Genomic DNA, 23,804 nt, shown 5'->3' with positions numbered 1-23,804 from the left:
GAAATGCTCAAGAAGGTTATGAACCTCGGCCGGCTGTTGGCCGACGTCGCACGCCGGCACCCGGACGAAGCCGGTCTGATCGTCGGCGACAACGTAGCGACGTGGGGCGAGATCGACGCCCGCGTGAACGCTGCCGTCGACGCGCTGCGCAAGCTCGGCGTGAAGAAGGGCGACAAGTTGCTCGTGCATTCGCGTAACAACCTGCCGATTTTCGAGAGCGCGTGGATTGCGTTTCGCCTCGGGGCCGTGTGGGTGCCGACGAACTTCCGCATCACCGCCCCCGAAGCGGCGTATCTGGGGCAGTCGAGCGGCGCTTGCGTGATGATTTACGACGCGGGTTTCGAAGGCCACGTCGATGCGGTACGGGCGGCGTCGCCCGCATTGCGACACGTCATCGCCCTCGGTGCGCCGCGTGCGGGCGAGCTGCATTACGAGACGCTCGTTGCCGAACACATGGGCGCAGACGGGTACGAGGAGGAGGTGGAGTACGAAGATCCCTTGTGGTTCTTCTACACCTCGGGCACAACCGGCCATCCGAAGGCGGGCGTACTCTCGCATGGGCAGATGGCGTTCGTCGTCACCAACCATCTGGCCGATCTGATGCCCGGCATCACGTATCGCAGCCGCTCGATGGTCGTCGCCCCGCTCTCGCATGGCGCGGGCATTCATGCCATCGTCAACACGGCGCGCGGTGCGGCGAGCGTGTTGCTGCCGGGCGAGAAGATGGACGCGGAACAGGTCTGGCAGGCAATCGAGCGCCATCGGGTCGACAACATGTTCACGGTGCCGACCATCGTCAAGATGCTGGTGGAAGATCCGGCGGTGGATCGCTACGACCATAGCTCGCTGCGTTTCGTGATCTACGCGGGCGCGCCAATGTACCGCGCCGATCAGAAGTACGCGTTGCAGAAGCTGGGCCGCGTGCTGGTGCAGTACTACGGACTGGGCGAGGTGACGGGCAACATCACGGTGCTGCCGCCGTGGCTGCATAGCGATGACGACGATGCGCCCGATGCACGCGTCGGCACGTGCGGGGTGCCGCGCACCGGTATGGAGGTGGCGATTCTGGACGAGCAGGGGCAGCGTCAGCCGGCGTTTGCGTCGGGCGAAATCTGCGTGCGCGGTCCGGCCGTCTTCATGGGGTATCACAACAATCCGGACGCCAACGCCAAGGCGTTCAAGGACGACTGGTTCCACACCGGCGACCTGGGTCATGTGGATGCGCAGGGGTTCCTGTACATCACGGGCCGGGCCTCGGACATGTACATCTCGGGTGGCTCGAACGTCTACCCGCGCGAGATCGAGGAAGCGCTGCTCACGCATCCGTGCGTGTCGGAGTGCGCGGTGCTTGGCGTGCCCGACCCCAAGTGGGGCGAGAGCGGGCTCGCGGTGGTGGTCGCCCGGGAAGGCATGGCCGCTCAGGCCGATGAACTGCTCGGACATCTCGAAGCGCGTATTGCCCGCTACAAGTGGCCGCGTCGCTTCGTGTTCTGGAGTGCCATGCCCAAATCGGGCTACGGCAAGATCGTGAAGAAGCAAATCAAGACGATGCTCGAAGAGCAAGGAGACTATCGACTATGAAACCTGCGCTTTCACGGGTCTATCGACATGCTGGCGCCCCCACGTTACCCCGTGTGGAAGACTGCGTGTTGAGCGGGCAGCACGAACTGCGCGTGACGATCCGGACTGGTGCCAATCTCGGCGAGGCTTTGCGCGCGGCGTTATCCCGCTATGCGTACGGCGGCGGCGTCGGGCGTTTCTGTGCGGGGACCGCGCGAGGTCTGCGGTACCACATGATCGAGAACACGACGGATGCGGATCGTCCCTTCGGCTATGGTCAGCCGGTCGACGAGATGCGCGAAGTCGATCTGATCGGCGGCGCGATTACCGTGGGCCGAACGGCCGACGGCGCGACGCTGATGCACTGCCATGCGGGCTTTTCCGATCCGTCGGGCGAGTTGCATGGCGGACATCTGATTCTCGATCACACGTGGGCCGGAGACGAGCCGGTGGTGATTCGTCTTTGTCTCTTTGCGCACGGCGGTTACGTGACGGGGGACGACGAGGAGACGCGGTTTCATCTGTTGCGTCCGGTGGCGGGAGAACTGTCATGAGTGTCGCGCTGGATGTTCCCGTCGCCATCGAGAATGGCACGTTGGGCAGGTTGGTGGTGGCACGTCTGAAGCCGAATCAGGATCTGACGGAAAGCATCGAAGCGCTGTGCGCCGAGCATTCGATTGCGCGCGCGATTGTGCGTGGTGCGGTCGGGAGTCTGATCGATGCGAGGCTGGCGTTTCGCGCTGGCGACGGCTGGCGCGAGCAGGTGGTGAACGGCCCAGGGGTGGAGATCCTCAATGTATTCGGCGAGGTGGATGCGCGTCCTGGGGCAGCGAGTGCCATGCCGATGCTGCACGGCATGGTGGCGGACACCGAAGGCCGCATGTTTGCGGGACGCTTCGTGCGCGGCGGCAATCTCTCGTTTATCACCATCGAGGTGACGTTGCAGGAGTGGTTGCCAGCCTGAGCGTGTAAGCGGTGGCAGAAAGCGAAAAGGGGGACGCATCCGATGCGTCCCCCTTTTTTCGTCGTACTCGACGGCTACCGTTATCGTTATGCGGTGACCGGCTGCACCAGCCCGTCTTCACGGAACATATGCTTGATGCCGCGCACGGCCTGACGGATGCGCGACTCGTTTTCGATCAGCGCGAAGCGCACGTATTCGTCGCCATACTCGCCGAAGCCGATGCCCGGCGAGACCGACACCTTCGCCTGCGCGAGCAGCTTCTTGGCGAATTCGAGCGAACCGAGCGCACGGTACGGTTCGGGAATGCGTGCCCAGATGTACATCGACGCTTTCGGCAGATCGACCGCCCAGCCTGCTTCCGTCAGTCCTTTGTAGAGCACGTCGCGGCGGCGCTGGTACTGCTCTCGAATTTCCTCGACGCACGTCTGATCGCCTTCGAGTGCGGCGATGGCTGCGACCTGAACCGGCGTGAACGTGCCGTAGTCGTGATAGCTCTTGATGCGCGCGAGTGCCGCGACCAGTTCCGCGTTGCCGACCATGAAGCCGATACGCCACCCGGCCATGTTGTAGCTCTTGGACAGCGTGAAGAATTCGACGGCGACGTCCTGCGCGCCGGGTACCTGCATGATGGACGGCGCTTTGTAGCCGTCATACACGATGTCGGCATAGGCCAGATCGTGCACCACGAGAATGTCGTGTTTGCGCGCGAGATCGACAACGCGCTCGAAGAATTCCAGCTCGACGCATTGCGCCGTAGGATTCGACGGGAAGCCGAGGATCACCATCTTGGGCTTCGGATGGCTTTCGCGAATGCCGCGTTCGAGTTCGGTGAAGAAGTCGATACCGGGCGTCATCGGCACGGAGCGGATGTTCGCACCGGCGATCACTGCGCCGTAGATGTGAATCGGGTAGGACGGATTCGGCACGAGCACCGTGTCGCCCTGATCCAGCGTGGCGAGCATCAGGTGGGCGAGGCCTTCCTTCGAACCGATGGTGACGATGGCTTCGCGCTCGGGGTCGAGTTCGACGTCGTAGCGGTCCTTGTACCAGCGCGTAATGGCGCGACGCAGGCGCGGAATGCCGCGCGAGGTCGAGTAGCCGTGGGTATCGGGACGTTGTGCGACTTCGACGAGCTTATTGACGATATGCGGCGGCGTGGCCCCGTCGGGGTTACCCATCGACAGATCGATGATGTCCTCGCCACGACGGCGCGCGGCCATCTTCAGTTCGGCGGTGATGTTGAAAACGTACGGGGGAAGACGATTGATGCGCGCAAAGCTGCGCGAGCCCTGAGAGCTGGACATGTTGAACCCTGGAACGTAAGCGCCCGGAACCGTCCGAGCGACGCCGGTGTGCTGGCCACACCGTGACGGCGACTGTAGCGCGGCGTCGGGCGCTTTGGCAAGACATTCTTGCAAGCGAATTTTGCAATGGGGGGGACGCGCCTTCGGGCACAGTGTGTTGCACAGGAGGACGCGCGACGTGAGCGGCGCTGAGCAAGTCCGTCGGTTAAGATGACCGGCCTTGAACCGGGCAGCGCGAAAGCGAAAGGAGTGTCGATGGAGTACGTGTACCTGTTGGTGGCAATCGTGGCGGAAGTGATTGCGACGTCGGCATTGAAGGCATCCGACGGATTCTCACGCGTCGGTCCGGTGGCGCTGGTCGTCGTCGGGTATGGCATTGCGTTTTACATGCTGTCGCTCACGCTGCGCACGATCCCGGTGGGCATCGCCTATGCGATGTGGTCGGGACTGGGTATCGTTCTCATCTCGATTGCGTCACGCGTGCTCTTCGGTCAGAAACTCGACGTACCGGCATTGCTCGGTATGGCGCTCATCATCGCCGGGGTACTGGTAATGAATCTCTGGTCGAAGTCGTCGGCGCATTGAGGTCATTGATGCCATTGATGTCATTGAGACGTGGCTCAGCGATCCCCTTCGGCTTCGGCCAGCACCGCCTTGAGCGCGCCGATACAACTGTCGATTTCCGCACGTTCGATGACGAGTGGCGGCGCGAGACGCAGCACTGTCGAGCGGGTTTCCTTGGCGAGTACGCGCCGTCTTAGCATCCGCATCGAGAGGTCGTGCGCGTCGGCCCGAGCGGGATCGATTTCGATGCCAGCCCACAGGCCGCGTCCGCGCACTTCCCGAATCAGCGGCGAATGAATCGCGTGCAGGCGCGAAAGCAGGTATTCGCCCATTTCCGCACTTCTGCCCGGTAGGTCTTCGTCGGCCATGACGTCGAGCGCTTCGAGCGCGACGGTGGCTGCAAGCGCGTTGCCACCGAACGTCGAGCCGTGGCTGCCCGGCTCGAACAGGTCGATGACGTCGCGTCGCGCGACGAAAGCGGACACGGGCAGCAAGCCGCCGCCAAGCGCTTTGCCGAGCATGATGCCGTCCGGCACGATGCCTTCGTGCTGATAGGCAAACCATCGGCCGGTGCGTCCCAGACCCGATTGAATTTCGTCGAGCAGCATGAGGACGTTCTGCTCGGTGCACAGTTGACGCAGTCCGCGAAGAAAGCCGTCGGGCGGCACGACGATGCCGCCTTCGCCCTGAATGGTTTCGAACAGGACGGCGCAGGTGTTGGGGGTGATGGCGGCGCGCACGGCGTCGATGTCGCCATACGGCACGCGGATGAAGCCGGGTGCGAACGGCCCGAAGTCAGCGCGATAGGCGGGTTCCGACGAGAAGCCGACGATGGTGGTGGTGCGCCCGTGGAAATTACCGTCGGCGACGATGATTTCGGCGCGCTCGGCGGGAATTCGCTTGACGCTGTAGCCCCAGCGACGCGCCGCCTTGATGGCGGTTTCGACGGCTTCCGCGCCGGTGTTCATGGGCAGGGCGCCGCCGAGCGTGGTGAGATCGCAGAGGCGTTCGAGAAAAGCGCCGAGGCGGTCGGTGTAGAAGGCACGGGAGACGACGGCGAGGCGCTGCGCCTGCGCGGTGAGCGCGGCGACGAGACGCGGATGCGCGTGCCCGTGACTGACGGCGGAATAGGCGCTCATCATGTCGAGATAGCGATTGCCCTCGACGTCCCAGACCCAGACGCCCTTGGCATGCGAGAGCACGACGGGCAGGGGTGAGTAGTTGTGCGCACCAAAGCGTTGTTCGCGTTCGATCTCGTTCATGAGCGCGTTCCTCCACACCTGAAGTCTAGATGCGAACGAGATGGCACGCAAAGGGGACAACTCCCGAAGCGCCGCGCATGAAACTGGCCTGTACGTGCGCTATAATCGCCGATTACTCGGATGTGGCGCACGTTTCACGTGCACTCAGCCCCCCGAGTCTCTCCGGCAGCGATACTCGATCGCCGCCATCACGCACTGCCCATAGCTCAGTTGGATAGAGCATCGGCCTTCTAAGCCGACGGTCGGGGGTTCGAATCCCTCTGGGCAGGCCAGCAAATTTGACGTGCTTCAACTTGGCCGACGTCTGGCCTGTCGTGTATTCCCGGTACTGTCGTGGTCTGACGAGTCGGCCTTCGCGCGTATTGTGGCGATGTCGGCCCCCACGTGCCGTACAGCGCTTACAAACGCGTCCAGCGCTGGCGTTTGATTTGTCTCCGCGCGCGTCACAAGACCCACGGCTGGCATGGGCCATTCGCCCGGTGCGTTCAGGATGGCGATGACGCCGAGCCGCTGATATTGGACGGCAATCGGCCGGGGAAGAAAGGCGAGCCAATCGGTGTCCTGCAGCATTTGCAGATTCGCAAGCACCGAGACACATTCCACCCTGGGTATCGGGACCGTCGTCAGATGGTCGGCGAAGAATTGCCGGATCGACGTCCGCAATGGTGCATCGCCGCCCGGGAATATCCAGTCGGCGGATGCAAGCATCGCCGGTGTGATCTTTTTACGCCGGGCCAGAGGATGGTGATGACGAGCGACGATACAAACGCTCTCCTCGAACAGCGCTTCCCGACAAAAATGGGTCGCTGCAGTCCCTTCGCCTAGTCGACAGACAACGCAGTCGAGCTTGCCCTGAGCCAATCCGCCGAGCATCCAGTCGATCGACCCTTCATGAAACTCCGCCACTACGCCGGGCGCATTCTTCGATAAGTGCGTCAGCACTTTGCTCAGAAAATCGGGAATCGCGACCGGCATGATGCCCACGCGAACTTTTCCGAGGGCACCGTTGGAGATCAGTTCAAGATCGCTGCCGAGCTTTTGCATCTCAGTCAACATAATCCGCGCACGATCGATAACGATCTGGGTCGCAGCGGTGGGCCTGAGTCCTCGTGGATGACGATCAAATAATCGTGTGCCGAACAGCGTCTCCAACTCGCGAAGCGATTTGCTCGCGGCAGGCTGCGTCATGTGAAGACGCGTGGCCGCACGGTGAATGCTGAGCGTATCTGCCAGTGCGACAAGCAATGCCAGATGTCGTGCCCTCAGGCGGGCGAGAAGATGTCGTTCTATGACTGGTGGCATGGAATACCCTGATATCGCGAAGTTATCAGTCCCCAAAAAGAAAGCATTACTGACGCGCGGATGGGTCGTGCAATTCTACATGCGCAAATAGTTCGATAAATCAAACCAATCGGAGACCCCGTATGCAGAAGATGCTACGAAAATGTGGCGTGATCCTGGCGCTGCTGAGCGCAATAGGGAGTACCTCGGCGAGTGCTGAAACGATGCGCGTCACGCTTCTCGGCACCGGCACACCGATACTGAACATCAATCGCTTCGGGATCAGCGTGCTTGTGGAGGCGGGTACACAAAAGCTGCTGTTCGATGCCGGCCGGGGCGTAGCGATGCGCCTGCATCAGCGGCAGGTTCCATTGCGTGACATCTCCGCCGTCTTCATCAGTCTGTTGAACTCAGACCATATCACCGGGCTGCCCGACCTTTATGCCACCGCGCCGCTTCCGACCGATGACGGACGTCTCAAAACGCCGATGACCCTGTTTGGACCCGATGGCATCGACAACGTGGCGCGTGGCATCGAGCTGATGTTCAAGGACCAGAACCGGATGCGAATGCTGGAAGGCGAGGTGGTCGAGCCGGCGACGCATATCCACGCAAAGCGAGTCGAGCCTGGGATCGTCTATGAAAAGGATGGGGTGAAGGTCTCGGCCTTCCTGATCGAGCACGGTCATGTCAAACCGGATTTCGGTTACCGCATCGAATACGGCGGACACGCCGTTGTCATTACCGACGACACGACTTACTCCGAAAACCTTGTCGCACATTCGAAGCATGCCGACCTCATGGTTCAGAGCGTCGCCATTGGCAGTCGCGCACTCGAACGGGCCGCACCGGACTACGTCAATCACTTTTACGGATATCTCGCCAGCCCGGAGAGTGCGGGTCGCATTCTTTCGGAAGCCCAACCTAAGCTGGCGGTGTTTGCCCACATTTCACTTTACAGCCGTCCGGACATTCCGCGTGCCACCGTGGATGAGTTGCGTGAGCGCGTTCAGGCGGCCTATCGCGGGAATTTCGTCATTGGAGAGGACTTGATGACCTTTGATATCAATGACCACGGCGTCACACAAGCCCCGTATTCGCCAGAAGTCAGACAACAGGAGCCGCGGACCTGAGCGTGGGGCATGGCCGTGTTGGCTCAGGGGCCGAATGTCCGCGCTGCACGTTGTCGTCGTCGGGAGACCTTACGCCGCGGCGTAAGTGGGGCCGTCCCAGCCGTCGAGGTACTTCGGTAAGTCGTCGACGACATCCACCACGCGCTCCCGGTAAAACAGGTGCATTGTCGGCGCGAGTGCGGCGTCGAGCTTTCCGCCGGTCGCGCGGGCGGTGAGGGCGTTCGGCACCACGCGCATGCCCAGGCGATTGGTGCCGAAGACGACTTCGCCGCAGACGTCGCAGAACGTCTTCGTCATCTGCTTTTCCGGATGTTTGAACGTGCGTCCGGCCCGCTCGCCAACGCTGACCGCCTCAGACGCCCACGCCGTCGCGGAAAAGACCGACGTGCCGTAAAAGTCCCGGCATGACGAACAGTGGCAGTTCGCCCGCGCGGCGGGACTGCCATGCAAATCCAGGGACATACTTCCGCATAAACACGTGACATTCAGTGACATGAGTCTCTCGCTAAGCGTGCCGTTGGTCGGCGTCGCGCCAGAGTCTAACATTGGCCATCACTGGGGACGGTCTCGCCTTGCCGTATCATGGCGGCCTCTCTCCCGGAAAAGTCCTGAAATGCAAGTCCTCGTCGACGCCGACGCCTGCCCCGCAGTCATCAAGGACATCCTGTTCCGCGCGGCCAAGCGTGAAGAAATGATGGTGACGCTGGTGGCGAACCAGTTTCTGCGCACACCACCGTCGCCGTTCGTCAAATCGATCCAGGTGCCACCGGGGTTCGATGTGGCGGACGCGCGTATCGTTGAGATGGTCGAAGCCGGGGATCTGGTGATTACCGCCGATATTCCGCTCGCGGCGGCGGTCATCGAGAAGGGCGGGCGTGCGCTCGACCCGCGTGGGAGCTGGTTCACGCCGGAGAACATCAAAGAGCGCCTGTCCGTGCGCGACATGATGGACCAGTTGCGCTCCGCCGGGATCGAGACCGGCGGTCCCGCCCCGTTCAGTCCGCGCGACGGCAAGGCGTTTGCCGGTGAGCTGGACCGCTTTCTGGCACGTCTGCGTCAGTCACCTCGTTAGGCGTCGTCAGTCCTCTGCGCGAGGCATGCGCGCCTTCAACGCCACCAACATCTCCAAGATATCGCTCGGCAGCTTCCGTTCGCGGGCGATGTCCACACAATCCCGGCCACGGTCGTCGGCAATCGCAGGGTCCGCACCTGCATCGATCAGCAGACGCAGCGTGGCGAGCCGTTGCAGTCGTGCGGCGTAGAACATCGGTGTCTCGCCGTGGGCGCGCAGATTGAGCAACGAGTGGCAATCCGCGATTCCGTAAGCCGTTGCTTGCCTGTCACGCAAACTCACGCTTGTGGCGCACTCGCACGCAGCAATTCGGCAAAACGTGCTTCGCACCAGCGCATGACATCGTTGGGTTCGCGACCGAACCGCCAGAGCATGCGTACCGGTAACTGAGGAAGACCGAGATCGTCGCAGCGAAGTTCATGAAGATCTTCGTATTCCGCAATATCGATCGGCAGCACCGCCCAGCCCAGCTTGTCCACAACCATGCTGGCGATGACGTAGGAGCTGTCCGCCCGCCAGATCGACGGACTCAGTTGCAACGGCGTAATGTCGTCCATTTGCAACAGAATCTGACGATATTTCGCGAGATCCCCGCGCGTGACCTGATCGCGATAGGCCAGCGGATGGTCGCCTGCCACGAACACGCCCTGCACGGCCGAGCCGATGTACTTGTGGCCGAGCGCCGACGAAATCGCGCCACGGTCGACGTGAAAGCCAATATCCGCGCGCTGCTTCTCCACGTACTCGGCGACTTCCGTCGAGGTGCCGTTGAGCAGCGTCAGTTCGAGGTAGGCGAACTGATAGGCGAGGTCGCGCACCAGTTCGCTGACGGCCTGATACGGCAACGCCTCGTCCAGCGCCAGCGACAACTGGGGCTGTTCGCCGAACGCCAGCGCGTTCGCCCGATGGTTCAGCCCCTCGGCCTGCCGCAGCAACTCCTTGGCTTCGAGCAGCATCACCTCGCCCTGATCGGTGAGGCGGGCGTTTCGGCGGCTGCGGTCGAATAGCTCAAATCCCAAATCCGCTTCGAGCAACGAAATCGCCGTGCTCACCGCCGACTGGGCTTTCCCCATACGACGGGCGGCAGCGGATATCGAGCCGTCCTCCGCTGCCGCCACAAAGTAGCGCAATTGTTCAATTGTCCAGTTCATCCATTCATTTTATAGATAGGTTCCAACTTTTTCTAACAACAATTTCGCGGGAGAATCGCGCAGCTCCAATATGAAACGCCAGATTGAAACGCCAACATAGGCTTGGCGGCAGACGACCGGATCCCCCGGTCCGGTGGTCTTGGGCATAGACCTCCTTCGCGCAACGCGTACCTGCCGCCCATGGTGTCTCCGGAGCGATGCGGGGCCCCCGGTCCTCCCCCATCGCTGGCTCACTTGCAGCCAGCCCGTCGCTCGACGCCGCGCACCGAACGCGGTTGCGACACCCTTGACCGGATGTCGTAAATCCAACGTGCTTACATGTCATCGAAAATCGATAACCGAACTCTCCGTACCCGTTTCGGAGTCCTGACGGGTGTTTCCGCCACTCTGATCGCCAGCGTGTTGCTTCTCGCCGCATGCTCTGGCCGTGACAAAAAGGAAGAAGCCGACGCCACACCGGAGGCCGTCGTGCGCACGGTCGAGCGTCGCGCCGAGCCGCTCACGACCGAGCAACCGGGCCGTCTCGAAGCGTTCCGCAGTGCCGACGTGCGCGCCCGTGCGGGCGGCGTCGTCATGGAACGTAAATATCAGGAAGGCCAGAAGGTCGCCAAGGGCGACGTGCTGTTCCGCATCGACCCGCAGCCGCTGTCCGCTGCGCTCGACGCCGCACGCGGTGCGCTCGCCAAGGCGCAAGCCGAACACGATTCCGCCAAAGACAAGATCGAGCGCTATCGTGGTCTCCTTGAGGAGCGTGCCATCAGCGCCCGTGAAGACGCCGAGTCCCGTGCCGCCGAAGCGCGTACGCGTGCCGAAGTGCTGGCCGCCCGCGCCGAAGTACGCAAAGCGGAACTCAACCTCGGCTATACGAGCGTCGTCTCGCCTATCGCGGGACGCGTGCGTCGTGCGGAAGTCACCGAAGGCGCGCTGGTCGGCCTCGACTCGCCCACACTGCTCACGCGGGTGGAACAGATCGATCCGATCTACGTGAACTTCTCGCAGCCCGCCGCACAGGTCTACGCGATGACGCGCGACCTGCGGGCAGGCAAGCTGGAGCACGGCAACGAGGCGGCCGCTCCGCAGGTGCACGTCACGCTGCCGGATGGGCGCGAGTACACCTTGCCCGGCAAACTGCTCTTCACGGATCTGGCCGTCGACCCCGGCACGGACACTATCGCCATGCGCGCCTTGTTGCCGAACCCGGACGGCGTGCTGCTGCCCGGTGCGTTTGTACAAGTGCGCATGCAGGGCGCGGTGAACCCGAACGTGGTGCGTGTGCCGCGCGAAGCGCTCACGCGCACGACGGCGGGCGCCATCGTCCGTGTGGTCGGCGCCGACGGCAAAGTGCACGACCGCAAGGTCCATGCCGATGCCATCGAAGGTCATGACTGGCTGGTGACGGACGGTCTCAAGGGCGGCGAGCAGGTCATCGTTCAGAACCTGACGCAGTTCTCCGACGGCATGAAGGTCAAGACCAAGGTCGCAGGCAATGACACTAAAGATGCCAAGGACGTGAAGAACGCTGGCGAAGACACCGCCAAGTCCACCGACGCCAAGCCTCAGGGCAACGGCAGTCCGGCCTCCAATGCGGAGACGTAATCCAAATGGCTCGTTTCTTTATCGATCGCCCGGTTTTTGCCTGGGTGATCTCTCTGATGATTACGCTCGTCGGCCTGCTGGCCATTCGGGCGCTACCCGTCGCGCAGTACCCTGACATCGCTCCGCCGATGGTCAGCGTATACAGCAGCTACCCGGGCGCTTCGGCGAAGGTCGTCGAAGACTCGGTCACGGCCATCATCGAACGTCAGATGAACGGTGCGCCGGGGCTGATGTACACGTCGGCCACGAGCGGTAACGGTGAGTCGTCGGTCAACCTCACGTTCCGTCAGGGCACTAGTCTCGATCTGGCCGCCGTGGAAGTGCAGAACCGGCTGAAGACGGTTGAGTCACGCTTGCCGGAAGTCGTGCGCCGCTACGGCGTGAAGGTCGAACGTGCGGCCGACAACATCCACATGGTGGTGACACTGTCGTCGCGCAATCCGGCCATCGGCGAGTTCGATCTGGGTGAGTTGGCGGCGTCGCAGGTCGTCAACCAGCTCAAGCGCGTGCCTGGCGTCGGTCAGGTGCAGTTCTGGGGGACGGAGAAGGCCATTCGCATCTGGCCCGACCCGGCCAGACTCGTCGCGCTCGATCTCACCGCCTCGGACATCGTGTCCAAGGTGCGCGCCTACAACGCGCGTGTGACGGTCGGCGATCTCGGCGCTGGCTCGACGCCGACGTCCGCACCGATCAACGCTAACGTCGTCTCCGACACCACCTATTCGACGCCGGAGCAGTTCGCCAGCATTCCGTTGCGCGTGCGCGCCGACGGTTCGGCCATCCGGCTGGGTGACGTCGCGCGCGTGGAACTGGGTGCGTCGGACTACAACTATTCGTCGCGCGTCGACGGGCTTCCGGCCACCGCGATGGGTATCAAGCTCGCGGCAGGCTCGAACGCCGTCGAAGTGATGAAGGCCGTGCGCGCTGTGATGGACGAACAGGCAAAGCTGTTCCCGGCAGGCGTCGAATACCAGATGCCCTACGAGACGGCGTCGTTCGTGAAGGTGTCGATCCAGAAGGTCGTGAAGACGCTGCTCGAAGCCATCGTGCTCGTGTTCATCGTGATGTACCTGTTCATGCAGAACCTGCGTGCGACGCTGATCCCGACGCTCGTCGTGCCGGTGGCGTTGCTGGGTACGTTCGGTGTATTGCTGGGCCTCGGATACTCCGTCAACACACTCACGATGTTCGGCATGGTGCTGGCCATCGGCATTCTGGTGGACGATGCCATCGTCGTGGTGGAGAACACCGAGCGGATCATGGTCGAGGAGGGGTTATCCCCGTACGCGGCGACGGTCAAGGCGATGAAGCAGATCAGCGGCGCCATCATCGGCATTACGGTGGTGCTGGTGATGGTGTTCATTCCGATGGCGTTCTTCTCGGGCGCGGTGGGCAACATCTACCGGCAGTTCGCGGTCACGCTCGCGGTGTCGATCAGCTTCTCGGCATTCCTCGCACTCTCGTTGACACCGGCGCTGTGCGCAACGTTGCTGCGCCCGGTGGCGCACGACCACCACGAGAAGCGCGGCTTCTTCGGCTGGTTCAACCGTACCTTCGCGATGGGCACCGAGCGCTACACGCGCCGGGTCGACAAGACGCTGCGCCATCCGTGGCGCTCGATGCTGGTGTACGGCGCGATTCTGATCGCGGTGCCGCTGGCGTTCATGCGTCTGCCGTCGGCCTTCGTGCCTGAGGAAGACACCGGCAGCTTCATGGTGATGGCCTCCGAGCCGCAAGGCGCAACGTTGCCCGAGGCGATGACGGCACTCAAGCGCATCGAGAGCTATCTGATGCAGAACGAGCCGGTCAAGCACGTGTTCGTGTTGGGTGGCTGGAACGAATTCGGCGCGGGCCCCGGCGGCGGCATGTTGTACGTCACGCTCAAGGACTGGCACGAGCGCACGTCGAAGCATGACGGCGTGAACGCCATCGTCGAGCGCGTGAACGCGAAGTTCACCGGCCAGCCGGATCGCATGATGATCGCGATGAACAGCCCGGCGCTGCCGGAACTCGGTTCGTCGAACGGCTTCAATCTGCGCTTGCAGGATCGTGCAGGTGTCGGCACGGAAGTGTTTACCGCCGCGCGCGACGAGTTGCTGCAAAAGGCGGCCAAGGATCCCGTGCTCAAGAACGTGATCTTTGCCGGGCAGGGCGAGGTGCCGCAGATCGACATCGCGATCGACCGTCGCAAGATGGAAGCGCTCAAGGTCAACATGGACGACGTGAACACCACGCTCGCCACCATGTTCGGCTCGGAGTATGTCGGCGACTTCATGCTGGGTGCCGAGAATCGTCGCGTCGTCGTGCAGTCGGACGGGCGTCAGCGCGTGTCGCCGGAGGATATCGGCAATCTGCGCGTGCGAAATGCCAGTGGCGAGATGGTGCCGTTATCGTCGTTCGTCACGCTCAAGTGGAAGCTCGGCTCGCCGCAGTTAAAGCGCTATAACGGCTATCCGTCGTTCACGCTTCAGGGCGAATCGGCGCCGGGCAAGAGCAGCGGCGAAGCCATGGCGCGCATGGAGCAACTGATGTCGGAGATGCCTGCGGGCATCGGGCACGAGTGGAGCGGTCAGTCGCTTGAAGAGCGGGCGTCGGGCGCGCAGGCACCGATCCTGTTCGCGCTGTCGGTGCTCGTGGTGTTCCTCGCGCTCGCGGCGCTCTACGAGAGCTGGGCGATTCCGGCGGCGGTCATCATGGTGGTGCCGCTCGGCGTGATCGGCGCACTCGGTGCCGTGAGTCTGATGGGCATGCCCAACGACATCTATTTCAAGGTGGGCCTGATCGCGACCATCGGTCTGTCGGCGAAGAACGCCATTCTGATTGTGGAAGTGGCCAACGATCTCGCGAAGCAGGGCATGACATGGTTCGATGCGGCAGTGGAAGCCGCGCGACTGCGCTTGCGTCCGATCGTGATGACGTCGCTGGCGTTCGGCTTCGGCGTGGTGCCGCTGGCGATTGCGACCGGCCCGGCGTCGGGGGCGCAGCGCGCGATCGGTGTGGCCGTGCTGGGCGGGATCGTGACGGCCACGGTGCTGGCGATCTTCCTGGTGCCGTTGTTTTTCCTGCTGGTGGGCCGCTTCGTGCGCCGCTCGCATCCGGGTAAGGATGCGCCGCACGACGCGAATGATGCCGCACCGGCCGTAGAGGGGAAGGTATGACGATGTTTCGACCCCGCATGCGCGGGATAACTGTGGCGGGCGTGTGCTTGTTCGCGCTGCTGGCCGGATGCACGATGGCGCCGACTTATGAGCGTCCGGCTGCGCCGATGCCGACGACGTACGAAGCGCCGACAGGCAGCGGTGTGCATCTCGCACTCGCTGATCCCCTCTCCGCCGACGCCGATTGGGCCGAGGTCTTCACGGACGCGGACTTGCAGACGCTGATTCGCCGTGCGCTCGCACAGAATCGCGACTTGCGGCTGGCGTCGCTGCGCGTGCAGGAGGCGCGCGCGTTGTACGGCATCGAGTCGGCCAATCTGCTGCCGAGCGTTCAGGCAGGCGGGGCGTTCTCCCGTCAGCGATACTCCGGCTCGGCCGGGCAACCCGATGGCGCAAGCAATATGCCGGGCGGTTATGTCGCCAACGACGTGCGCGCGACGGTGGGCGTGAGTGCGTTCGAGCTGGACTTCTTCGGGCGCGTGCGCAGTCTGCGCGACGCCGCGCTTCAGGAGTATCTGTCGAGCGAGGAAGCACAACGCGCGGCGCAAGTGAGTCTGGTGGCGGAAGTGGCAACGTCCTACATCGGGCTGGTCGCCGCGAACGAGCAGATCGCTTACGCCCGCGATGTGCTGGCGGCGCGTGAGGACGGCATTCGCGTCATTCGTCTGCGCGCCGAGCGCGGACTGGTCGACGACCTCGACCTGAACACGGAGACGACGCAGGTCGAAGTGGCGCGGGCGGCGCTCGCTGAACGTGAACGTCAGCGCAGCGAGATCGTGCACGCGTTGCAGGTGCTCACTGGCGACGTCGGCGCGAAGCCTGCGGCGGCATCGTCGCTCGACGGTGCTTTCGTGGTGCCGGTCGCAGCGGGCTTGCCGTCGTCGCTGCTGATGCGGCGTCCCGACATTCGTCAGGCCGAAGCGAAGCTGCGCGGAGCTAATGCGAATATCGGTGCGGCGCGTGCAGCGTTCTTCCCGTCGGTCAGACTGACGACCGACATCGGTACCGCCAGCGCCAGCTTCTCCGATCTGTTCGGCGCAGGCACCGGCGTGTGGTCCTTCATGCCGCAGATCACCGTGCCGATCTTCAGCGGCGGGCGCAACATTCAGGGCCTCAATCTGGCGAACGTCCGCAAAGAGATGGCGGTTGTCTCGTACGAGCGCACGATCCAGACAGCGTTCGCGGAAGTCGACGATGCGCTCACAGCGCAGCAACTGCTCTCGCGTCAATATCAGGCACAAAAGCGTGTGTCCGATGGCGAACGCGAGCGGCTGCGGCTGGCCAAACGTCGTTATGTGAACGGCGTGGCGAGCTATCTCGAATTGCTCGACGCCCAGCGAAGCGAATTCCACGCGGCGCAGCAACTGATCGATGTGAAGCAACGGGTGCTCGTTAATCACGTGGCGCTGTATCGTGCGTTGGGTGGCGGATGGAAGCCGGAGAGTGATGCCTCGTGACGCGACCGTAACGTGATCGGCTAGGTTGCCGTCAAACAAAAACCCCGCCGGGTCTAGCGATCCGGCGGGGTTTTTTCATGCGTAGCCGTCAGCCACGTGGTGACGACAGGCGCAGGCGCGTTAGAACGCGAAGCGGCCTTCCGAAGCGATCTTCGCGATCGGCTCGCGCGGGCTCGGCACTTCGCGAGCGCGCAGGCCTTCGGGCAGTGCGTTCACGTCGCCGCCCGGACGGCCGATGGCGATGGCTGCTTCGATCTTGTACTTCGGCGACAGATCGAGTTCGTTGCGGATCTTGTCGTGTTCGATACCGGCCAGACCGTGCGTCGCCCAGCCCGAGAGCGAGGCTTGCAGCGCGAGGTAGCCCCACGCCGCACCGGCGTCGAAGCTGTGGGTCGGGGCCGGGACTTCCTTGTCGCTGCCCGGGGGCGTGAGCGTCGACTTCGAGATCACGAGGACGATGGCGGCGGCGTTCTTGGCCCACGTCTGGTTGAACTCATTGAGGAAGCCGACGAACTGGTCCCAATGCGGCGTGCCACGGCGGGCGAAGACAAAGCGCCACGGTTGCGCGTTGTAGGCCGACGGTGCCCAGCGGGCGGCTTCGAAGAACGACAACAGGGTGGCTTCGGGAATCGTTTCGTCCTTGAACGCACGGGGCGACCAGCGGGCCACGAATTGCGGGTCGATAGGATGATCGGCTTGGCGGGTGGTGATATCGGTCATGCGAATAGTCTCGTCGGCTAAAGTGCAATCAGTGCGGTCAGATACCTCTGATCGGGCCGCTAGGATACCCTGCGCGACGGGCGATCCCAACGAATATCGCCGCACGTGCATATGACTTGCGGTTATCTCGGCGGGCACGCCTTTGTCCTCGCCGTGGCTTCATCGTCTGTGCGACCGCCGTCCCGCGATATCATCGCCCTCCATGAACACCTTAAAGAACATGCGGATCTTCGTGCGCGTGGCCGACGTCGCGAGCTTTGCCGGTGCGGCGCGCGCGCTCGACATGACCACGCCTCAAGTGTCCAAGGCCATCTCCGAACTCGAAGCGCACCTGCGCACGCGGCTGCTGCATCGCACGACACGCAAGCTTGCCCTGACGGACGCAGGCAAGCGCTACCTTGAGCGTTGCCGCGACATCATCGCACTGGTCGATGTCTCGGAGGCCGAAGCCGGGGCCGCGAGCGCCGCACCCAGCGGAACGCTGCGTCTGCACGCGCCAGCCAGCTTCGGACAGGTGTTCGTGGTGCCCGCGCTGGCGCGCTTCCTTGAGCGGTATCCGGACGTCGAGGCTGACTTGCTGCTGTCGTCGCGCGTGCCCGATCTGCTGGAAGAGAACATCGACGTGTCGCTGCGGCTCGCCACGGCGCAGTTGCCCGATTCGGGGCTGGTGTCGGCGCGGATTTGCCGGATGGCGTCGGTGCTGTGCGCAGCCCCGCAGTATCTTGCCGCGCATGGTGCACCGCGCTCGCTGGACGAACTGGCGCAGCACACGCAGGTCCGCCTGAACGCACCGCATTACTCCGTCGATCACTGGCTTTTCGAAGGCCCGGACGGCGCGGTGAAGCTGCCGGTGCCCTCAGGGCGGCTGCGCGTGAACACGGCCGACTCGCTGGCGGCGGCACTCATCAGCGGCTGTGGCGTGGGGCCGGTGCCGTTGCTCTCGGCACTCTCGGCGCTGCGCAGCGGTTCGCTGGTGCGAGTGCTGCCCGATTACGAGTTGCAGGGGACGAATGTCTACGCGGTCTACGCGTCGCGGCTGTACCTCGACGCGAAGGTCAAGACATGGATCGAGTTTCTTCGGACATTTGTGGAGCAGGCGCTGTCTGCCCCAGACGCCGCAGCGATAGCGCAGCCACTGCGATCAGCAGGCCGATGACCAGCGACACCCAGAGGATGGCTGCGTCGCCCCAGTGTGCGCGAGCCACCGAGTAGCCCCAGGGGGCGACGGCCGAGACCGCGAACGCGGGGGTGAGCAAGGTGCCGAGCGCCCGCGCGTAGGCTTCGTGCGAGAACAGTTCGAGCGGGAGGCTGGCACGTAGCAGCGTCGCCAGTCCATTCAGTGCGCCATAGAAGAAGATGAAGACCCCGGCGGCAATGACGGACGACATCCCCGCCAATCCGAGCCCGAAGCACAGTGGCAGCCCGCAGCCGACCACCACGTTGAGATTCACCGCGCTCGACTGACGCGGCTGAAGCCACTCCAGTGTTCGTGCACACACCTGCCCCAGCCCCCAGAGCGCGGCGAGCCCGACCGGTAGCCCTTGCACGCTCAACAGCGACGTCAGGTGGGCCGCCAGCCCCGACGACAGGATCGAGACCAGCGCCATGATCGCGCCGTAGAGCAGGGCGGGCCGCCACGGCAACGGGGCGCGTGTCTTGCTGCTGGCGTCGGCGGCTGTTGCGCGCGGCGGCGTTGGCGGCAGGCTGCGCAGCAACGCCCACGCCAGCAGGCCGAATGCGCCATACACGAGCACCCCTGGTCGCCATCCCCATGTGTCTCCGAGCCAGTTGCCTACCGGCCAGAAGACGGTCGTGGCGAGGCCGCCGATCAGGGTGATCTGCGTCATCGGTCGGCGAGCGGTGGGCCCGTAGAGGGCGGCAAGCGTGGCGAAGGCGGCGTCGTACAACGACAGACGCATGCCCACGCCGAGCAGGCACCACGCGGCGTAGAACTGCGCGAGCGTGGTGCTCGTGGCCAGTGTGGCGCATCCGGCGGCGTAAATCAGGGTGCCGAGGCACATCACGCGGCGTCCCCCCATGCGTTCGAGCCAGCGGCCTGAAAGTGGCGACACGGCGGCCATCACCAGCATGGCGAGCGACGGACCGGCGAAGACCCAGGTCTGCGCCCAGCCGGTGTCGCGTGCGATGCGCCACGCAAAGGCGCCGGGCAGATAGAAGCTCACGCCCCAGTTGATGAGTTGTGCGAGGCCGAGCCGGAGAACGAGAGGCATGACGATATGGGGGCAAAAGGCCGGATTCAGGCCGGATTCAGGCGTCGTCGCGAAACGTCGACGAGGCTTTGGCGCGTTAGGACGCCCGGACCGACGCCACACTCTGCATGGTGCGCCTGCCGCATCTCTTGGTAAAGTCTTGGCATCTTATCCGGTTCATAAGGAAAACTTTGAGATGCGACGCCTGAATCTGGATCAGTTGCATACCTTCGCCGAAGTCGTTGACGCTGGCAGTTTCTCGGCGGCAGCGGTGCGTCTCGACCTGTCGCAACCGGCCGTCAGCCTTCAGGTGCGTCAACTGGAGCAACGCCTGAACGTGCGGCTCATAGAGCGGGTGGGTAAGCGGCTCAAGCCGACGTCGGCCGGGCTGACGTTGCTCGAACATGCGCGCCGCATCGATGCCGCCGTCGAAGAGGCGATGCAGGCGTTGTCGAGCCACGCGCGGGGTGTGGCCGGGGAAGTCGCTATCGGGACGGGGGCGACGGCCTGCATTCACCTGCTGCCGCCCATGCTGCGCGCGATGCGCAAGCGGCATCCGCAACTGGACATCCGGGTGAGCACGGGCAATACCGACGACGTTGTTGCAGCCGTCACGGAAAACCGGCTCGATATCGGCCTCGTGACGTTGCCCGCTGCGGGGCGCAGCCTGCACGTCACGCCGGTTTTGCGCGACGAGTTCGTCGCCATAGCACCGGCGAACGACAACACGTGGGGCGACGAAGTCACACCGCACACGTTGGCCGCCGCGCCTATGGTCGCATTCGAATCCGGCAGCAGCACCCGTCTGCTAATCGACGACTGGTTTCTGCAAGCCGGGTTGCGCATGCGTCCGGTCATGGCGCTGGGCAGCATCGAAGCCATCAAAGAGATGGTGGCGGCAGGACTCGGCTACAGCATCGTGCCGAAAATGTCGGTGAATGCCGTTCATCATCGACGCGGATTGCGTATATCGACACTCACACCGGAACTAACGAGAACGTTGGCGATTGTCGTCAGGCAGGATAAACCGCTCACGCCGGGATTGCGAAAAGTCCTGTCGGCATTGGAAGGGCTGGGCAGCGTGTTGTGAAATTCAATGAGAAAATGATTCGCACTCCACGTGAAAAAGTGTCGTTGTTTTATTGGGCAAAATTACTCCCCGCAAAACACAAGGCTCGGACTACAATGCGCGAATAACGGCATCCAAACCGGCAATTATTGAGAACGTGTAACTCGCAATGCATCACAACCTTTATCGATATGAGGGGCTGCTGGGAGCCCGCTCGGTCGAGGCGCTGGACGCCGAGTTTCAGAAGCTGACGCAAACGCTGGAATACGACGCGCTGTTTTATGCTCCGTTGTTGCCGCGTCGCGAGCGAGAAGCCGCCGCATTCCAGATGGAAGATCAGATCATTTCTGCGCAGGGCATGCCGAGCCGTCACATCTTCACGACGTTTCCGCCTGCCTGGATCGAGCGCTATCAGAGCGCGGGATATGCTGAAGTCGATCCTGTGCTGGTGGCGGCGAATCTGTCGCCACTGCCGATTCTCTGGCGCACGTTTCTCATGCAAAAGCGGCCGCATCCGATTTTTGCCGACGCGAGAGCGCATGGTCTGGCCAGCGGCGTATCGATCCCTATCTATGGCGCTGCGGGCGAGCGGGCGATCTTCAGCGCGGCGACTGCGAAATCGCCGGAAGAGTCGGCCGAACTCGAAGCGCGCATGGTCGGTGAAATCTATCTGACGGCGCTGTATTTCCATCAGGCGATTCAGCAACTCGACATGCAGTGGGTCGCCAGTCGTTGCACCGGCAAGCTCAGCCCGCGCGAGATCGAAAGTCTGTTGTGGGCGGCGCGCGGGAAGACTGCTTGGGAAATCGGATTGATTCTGAAGATCTCCGAGCACACCGTCACGTTTCACATCAATAACGCCAAGCGCAAACTTGGCGCGGTCAACCGGCATCAGGCGATTGCCGCCGCGATCAGCACCGGTCTGATTTCTCCCTGAAGTTATCCATTTCCAAACGAGTTCGTGAGCGCCAATTCCGGGCGTTCACGAAGCCGCTTTGCCTTGTGATTTCACATCTGTCGCCTTTGCCCATTGCGCGACATATTCCCGCCATTTTCGAGACATTCCTCCCCTGAATTCAGCGGATTTCACACCTTTTCCGAAACGGTGTGTTGTCGCTTTGAGGCTAGTTCAATTCCTAGGGAAAACTATAATTTACTCATGGCGAAAACTGATCGGTTAGCGGTTTTCGTCACTTTGAACGACATACGAACGATAAAAGGAGTTTTCCATGAAAAAGAACCTGCTGAGCGCCATTGCGCTGGTCAGCCTGACCGTAGCCGCTGGCTCGGCTTTCGCTGCCGATCAATCGACCGGTGTGACCCGTGAACATGTGCGCGCCGAACTGCAAGCCGCACGCGAACTCGGCCTGTCGCCGGTGACGGAATTCAACTTCCCGTACACCTTCGAGCAATCGGTTCAGTTGCAAAAGCGCACCGCCGAAATCGAAGCGGCGCAACACAGCGCTGCCCCGCAAGCCCCGGCAGTCAACTGAAGTCTCGATGTGTGGAAGAGGGACAGTCAGTCCCGAGATGTACTGAAGTGCTGAAGTTGCACCCGATTCGCCGACGGCCCGCCTGATTCGTTTGATCGCATCGACCGTTCGAGCATTACGCGTCCCGCCCGCGCCGCGCGAATCTTCCTCACGACGCCCTAGCGCGTCACTTGCCACAGCCCCGCCAGAGGACCTCGGTCCCGACGGGGCTTGTGTGTTTCTGGAGGCCCGGCAGCGTATCCGAGGTCATATCGTGCATATCGTGGGACAGGCGCCAGCGACCTCGTTTCAATGCGTGGATCAAAGCGTAGATGCGTCGGACGAATGAGATTCGGCCATGGCGGCCTTGTCCTTTGCGACGCTCGATTGCCATCCGCCGCCCAGCGCCAGGAACAGATTGACCTGATCCATGGCGACCTGCGTTTCGGACGCAGCGAGCGCTGCTTCGGCGCTCGCGTGCGTGCGCTCGGCGTCGAGGCTCGTGAGGTACGGCGCACGGCCCGCCTGATAGAGCTTGTGGTTCTGTTGCGCAGCGGCACGGGATTTGTCGCGCGCGTCGCGCAGCGCATCGTCGCGCTGCAATTCGCGGGTGTACGCCGAGAGCGAAGTCCGCGTTTCCTGAATCGCCTTGAGCACCACACCGTCGAAGTGCGCGAGCGCAGCGTTCGCGCCAGCCTCCATGCCCTTGATGTGCGAGCGCACGCCGTTGGTCGGCAGCGACCACGAGATCATCGGACCGACGGTCCATTGTTCGGTGCGTCCCTGACCGAAGTGTTCCAGCACGCCGTTCGCGCCAATCGATGCGCCGAAGCGAATCGTCGGATAAAGGTCCGCCGTCGCTACGCCGATCTTCGCCGTGGCCGATGCCAGTTCGCGCTCTGCCTGACGCACGTCCGGGCGACGTTTAAGCAGCGCCGTGCCGTCGCCGACGGGCAGCGCCTGCGTGAGTTGCGGAATCCGACGGCATTGCGTGAGGCTCGCGTCGAGCGTGCCCGGCACCTTGCCGAGCATCACCGCCAGCCGGTCGTTGGCGGCTTCGTTCTGCGCCAGATAATGCGGGAGCCCGGCGCGCAACGTGTCGGCTTGCGCCTGCGCGCGCAGCAGATCGGTCGGCTGATCGCGTCCGGCGTCGACCAGCTTGCGAGTGATCGCGACGCTGCGTTCCTGCAACTTCAGTTGCTCGTTGGCAATGTCGTACTCGTGATTGGCCGCGCAGCTTTGCACGTACGCGCGAACGGTCTCGGCCGCCACGCTCACGCGAGCGACATCGAGCGCAGCCTGGCTCGCTTCGGCGGCGGCGAGTGCGGCTTCGTCCGCACGGGCTAGCTTGCCGAAGAAGTCGATCTGATAGGAGATGCCGAGCGTGGCGACGGCAATGTTCACCACCGGCAGCTTCTCTTCCTTGAGCAGACTTTCGCCCGAAATCTGTGCGCGGGCCGCTTCGGCCTGCACACCGCCCTGCGGCAGATTCTCGGACTCCACTTCGTGATACAGCGCAACGGCGCGCTGCACATTGGCCAGCGCCACGCGCACGTTCGTATTGGCGGCGAGCGCTTCTTTCACGAGTGCGTCGAGCTTCGGATCGTCGTACAGCTGCCACCAGTCATCCGGCACCGCTTCGATGGAGACCACGCCCGGCTTCGAGACATTCGCGAGTGCGCCGTTTGCCTCGGACGAACGCATGAAGGAGTTCTCCGGCAAGTGATAGTCCGGCCCGACGGTCGTACATCCCGCGACGAGCGCGGCGGCAACTGCCACTGCGCTCAGCAGAAGGAGACGGGGCCGCGTTACTTTCATGGCGGTCTTCGTC

22 protein-coding genes and 1 tRNA gene are annotated in these 23,804 nt (G+C 63.1%); 14 read left to right on the top strand and 9 right to left on the bottom strand.

Annotated elements, in window-relative coordinates; translation table 11 throughout:
* The first annotated feature begins 3 nt into the window (after positions 1-3).
* From PCO31010_RS10675 to PCO31010_RS10665, 3 genes are read left to right on the top strand one after another with little or no spacing between them, the layout of a single operon-like run.
* Positions 4-1,581: an acyl-CoA synthetase gene (locus PCO31010_RS10675; protein ID WP_150664273.1), complete on the top strand. Its 1,578-nt coding sequence runs from the start codon at positions 4-6 to the stop codon at positions 1,579-1,581.
* Positions 1,578-2,114 carry a PPC domain-containing DNA-binding protein gene (locus PCO31010_RS10670; RefSeq protein WP_246184549.1) on the top strand — a complete coding sequence of 179 codons (537 nt, stop codon included), beginning with the start codon at positions 1,578-1,580 and terminating at the stop codon, positions 2,112-2,114. The genes PCO31010_RS10675 and PCO31010_RS10670 overlap by 4 nt, the downstream gene beginning before the upstream one ends.
* Entirely contained in the window at positions 2,111-2,524 is a 414-nt protein-coding gene (locus PCO31010_RS10665; RefSeq protein ID WP_150664272.1) for a PPC domain-containing DNA-binding protein, read from the top strand. The genes PCO31010_RS10670 and PCO31010_RS10665 overlap by 4 nt, the downstream gene beginning before the upstream one ends.
* Positions 2,525-2,610: 86 nt before the next feature.
* On the opposite strand, the gene alaC is transcribed toward PCO31010_RS10665, so the two are convergent.
* On the bottom strand, positions 2,611-3,828 hold the full coding sequence (gene alaC / locus PCO31010_RS10660) for an alanine transaminase (RefSeq protein ID WP_150664271.1): 1,218 nt from the start codon (positions 3,826-3,828) through the stop codon (positions 2,611-2,613).
* Positions 3,829-4,083: 255 nt separating this feature from the next.
* Between alaC and PCO31010_RS10655 the strand changes: the two genes are divergently transcribed.
* Positions 4,084-4,413 (top strand): DMT family transporter, encoded by a 330-nt coding sequence (locus PCO31010_RS10655; protein WP_150664270.1) that lies wholly within the window; start codon positions 4,084-4,086, stop codon positions 4,411-4,413.
* 35 nt (positions 4,414-4,448) lie between these two features.
* On the opposite strand, the gene rocD is transcribed toward PCO31010_RS10655, so the two are convergent.
* A complete protein-coding gene (gene rocD, locus PCO31010_RS10650) occupies positions 4,449-5,654 on the bottom strand; it encodes an ornithine--oxo-acid transaminase (protein ID WP_150664269.1) in 1,206 nt (401 codons plus the stop codon).
* A gap of 195 nt (positions 5,655-5,849) precedes the next feature.
* Here rocD and PCO31010_RS10645 point away from each other — a divergent pair.
* A tRNA-Arg gene (locus PCO31010_RS10645) sits at positions 5,850-5,926 on the top strand.
* Between the two features lie 16 nt (positions 5,927-5,942).
* Here PCO31010_RS10645 and PCO31010_RS10640 read toward each other — a convergent pair.
* On the bottom strand, positions 5,943-6,956 hold the full coding sequence (locus tag PCO31010_RS10640) for a LysR family transcriptional regulator (RefSeq protein ID WP_150664268.1): 1,014 nt from the start codon (positions 6,954-6,956) through the stop codon (positions 5,943-5,945).
* A 122-nt stretch (positions 6,957-7,078) separates the two neighbouring features.
* On the opposite strand from PCO31010_RS10640, the gene PCO31010_RS10635 reads away from it, so the two are divergent.
* A complete protein-coding gene (locus PCO31010_RS10635; protein WP_150664267.1) occupies positions 7,079-8,068 on the top strand; it encodes an MBL fold metallo-hydrolase in 990 nt (329 codons plus the stop codon).
* A gap of 69 nt (positions 8,069-8,137) precedes the next feature.
* Here PCO31010_RS10635 and PCO31010_RS10630 read toward each other — a convergent pair whose 3' ends face one another.
* Positions 8,138-8,563 (bottom strand): GFA family protein, encoded by a 426-nt coding sequence (locus PCO31010_RS10630; protein ID WP_150664266.1) that lies wholly within the window; start codon positions 8,561-8,563, stop codon positions 8,138-8,140.
* A gap of 118 nt (positions 8,564-8,681) precedes the next feature.
* On the opposite strand from PCO31010_RS10630, the gene PCO31010_RS10625 reads away from it, so the two are divergent.
* Positions 8,682-9,140, top strand: a complete 459-nt coding sequence (locus PCO31010_RS10625; RefSeq protein WP_150664265.1) for a YaiI/YqxD family protein — start codon at positions 8,682-8,684, stop codon at positions 9,138-9,140.
* A 6-nt stretch (positions 9,141-9,146) separates the two neighbouring features.
* On the opposite strand, the gene PCO31010_RS10620 is transcribed toward PCO31010_RS10625, so the two are convergent.
* Positions 9,147-9,368 (bottom strand): ankyrin repeat domain-containing protein, encoded by a 222-nt coding sequence (locus PCO31010_RS10620; protein WP_174984624.1) that lies wholly within the window; start codon positions 9,366-9,368, stop codon positions 9,147-9,149.
* Between the two features lie 50 nt (positions 9,369-9,418).
* Positions 9,419-10,291, bottom strand: coding sequence for a LysR family transcriptional regulator (locus PCO31010_RS10615; protein ID WP_174984620.1), 873 nt, complete (start codon positions 10,289-10,291; stop codon positions 9,419-9,421).
* 318 nt (positions 10,292-10,609) lie between these two features.
* On the opposite strand from PCO31010_RS10615, the gene PCO31010_RS10610 reads away from it, so the two are divergent.
* From PCO31010_RS10610 to PCO31010_RS10600, 3 genes are read left to right on the top strand one after another with little or no spacing between them, the layout of a single operon-like run.
* Positions 10,610-11,887: an efflux RND transporter periplasmic adaptor subunit gene (locus PCO31010_RS10610; RefSeq protein WP_150664263.1), complete on the top strand. Its 1,278-nt coding sequence runs from the start codon at positions 10,610-10,612 to the stop codon at positions 11,885-11,887.
* Between the two features lie 5 nt (positions 11,888-11,892).
* Positions 11,893-15,045: a multidrug efflux RND transporter permease subunit gene (locus tag PCO31010_RS10605; RefSeq protein ID WP_150664262.1), complete on the top strand. Its 3,153-nt coding sequence runs from the start codon at positions 11,893-11,895 to the stop codon at positions 15,043-15,045.
* A gap of 17 nt (positions 15,046-15,062) precedes the next feature.
* A complete protein-coding gene (locus tag PCO31010_RS10600; protein WP_246184548.1) occupies positions 15,063-16,502 on the top strand; it encodes an efflux transporter outer membrane subunit in 1,440 nt (479 codons plus the stop codon).
* Positions 16,503-16,622: 120 nt separating this feature from the next.
* Here the strand turns inward: PCO31010_RS10600 and PCO31010_RS10595 are convergent, their stop codons facing one another.
* Positions 16,623-17,222: a nitroreductase family protein gene (locus PCO31010_RS10595; RefSeq protein ID WP_150664260.1), complete on the bottom strand. Its 600-nt coding sequence runs from the start codon at positions 17,220-17,222 to the stop codon at positions 16,623-16,625.
* Between the two features lie 202 nt (positions 17,223-17,424).
* On the opposite strand from PCO31010_RS10595, the gene PCO31010_RS10590 reads away from it, so the two are divergent.
* Positions 17,425-18,378, top strand: a complete 954-nt coding sequence (locus tag PCO31010_RS10590) for a LysR family transcriptional regulator (RefSeq protein WP_150664259.1) — start codon at positions 17,425-17,427, stop codon at positions 18,376-18,378.
* On the opposite strand, the gene PCO31010_RS10585 is transcribed toward PCO31010_RS10590, so the two are convergent.
* Positions 18,278-19,453, bottom strand: a complete 1,176-nt coding sequence (locus tag PCO31010_RS10585) for an MFS transporter (protein WP_150664258.1) — start codon at positions 19,451-19,453, stop codon at positions 18,278-18,280. The genes PCO31010_RS10590 and PCO31010_RS10585 overlap by 101 nt on opposite strands.
* Positions 19,454-19,628: 175 nt before the next feature.
* Between PCO31010_RS10585 and PCO31010_RS10580 the strand changes: the two genes are divergently transcribed.
* From PCO31010_RS10580 to PCO31010_RS10570, 3 genes are all read left to right on the top strand, one after another.
* Positions 19,629-20,522: a LysR family transcriptional regulator gene (locus PCO31010_RS10580; protein ID WP_150664257.1), complete on the top strand. Its 894-nt coding sequence runs from the start codon at positions 19,629-19,631 to the stop codon at positions 20,520-20,522.
* A gap of 148 nt (positions 20,523-20,670) precedes the next feature.
* Positions 20,671-21,438, top strand: a complete 768-nt coding sequence (locus PCO31010_RS10575; protein WP_150664256.1) for an autoinducer binding domain-containing protein — start codon at positions 20,671-20,673, stop codon at positions 21,436-21,438.
* A gap of 292 nt (positions 21,439-21,730) precedes the next feature.
* Entirely contained in the window at positions 21,731-21,994 is a 264-nt protein-coding gene (locus PCO31010_RS10570) for a DUF4148 domain-containing protein (protein WP_039400593.1), read from the top strand.
* Positions 21,995-22,294: 300 nt separating this feature from the next.
* On the opposite strand, the gene PCO31010_RS10565 is transcribed toward PCO31010_RS10570, so the two are convergent.
* The gene (locus tag PCO31010_RS10565; RefSeq protein ID WP_150664255.1) at positions 22,295-23,791 is read right to left on the bottom strand and encodes an efflux transporter outer membrane subunit; all 1,497 of its coding nucleotides are present in this window, start codon (positions 23,789-23,791) and stop codon (positions 22,295-22,297) included.
* Positions 23,792-23,804: the final 13 nt, after the last annotated feature.

It is taken from the genome of Pandoraea commovens (genome assembly GCF_902459615.1).
Taxonomy (GTDB): Bacteria; Pseudomonadota; Gammaproteobacteria; order Burkholderiales; family Burkholderiaceae; genus Pandoraea; species Pandoraea commovens.
This window is presented reverse-complemented; position numbering and strand designations above follow the sequence as displayed.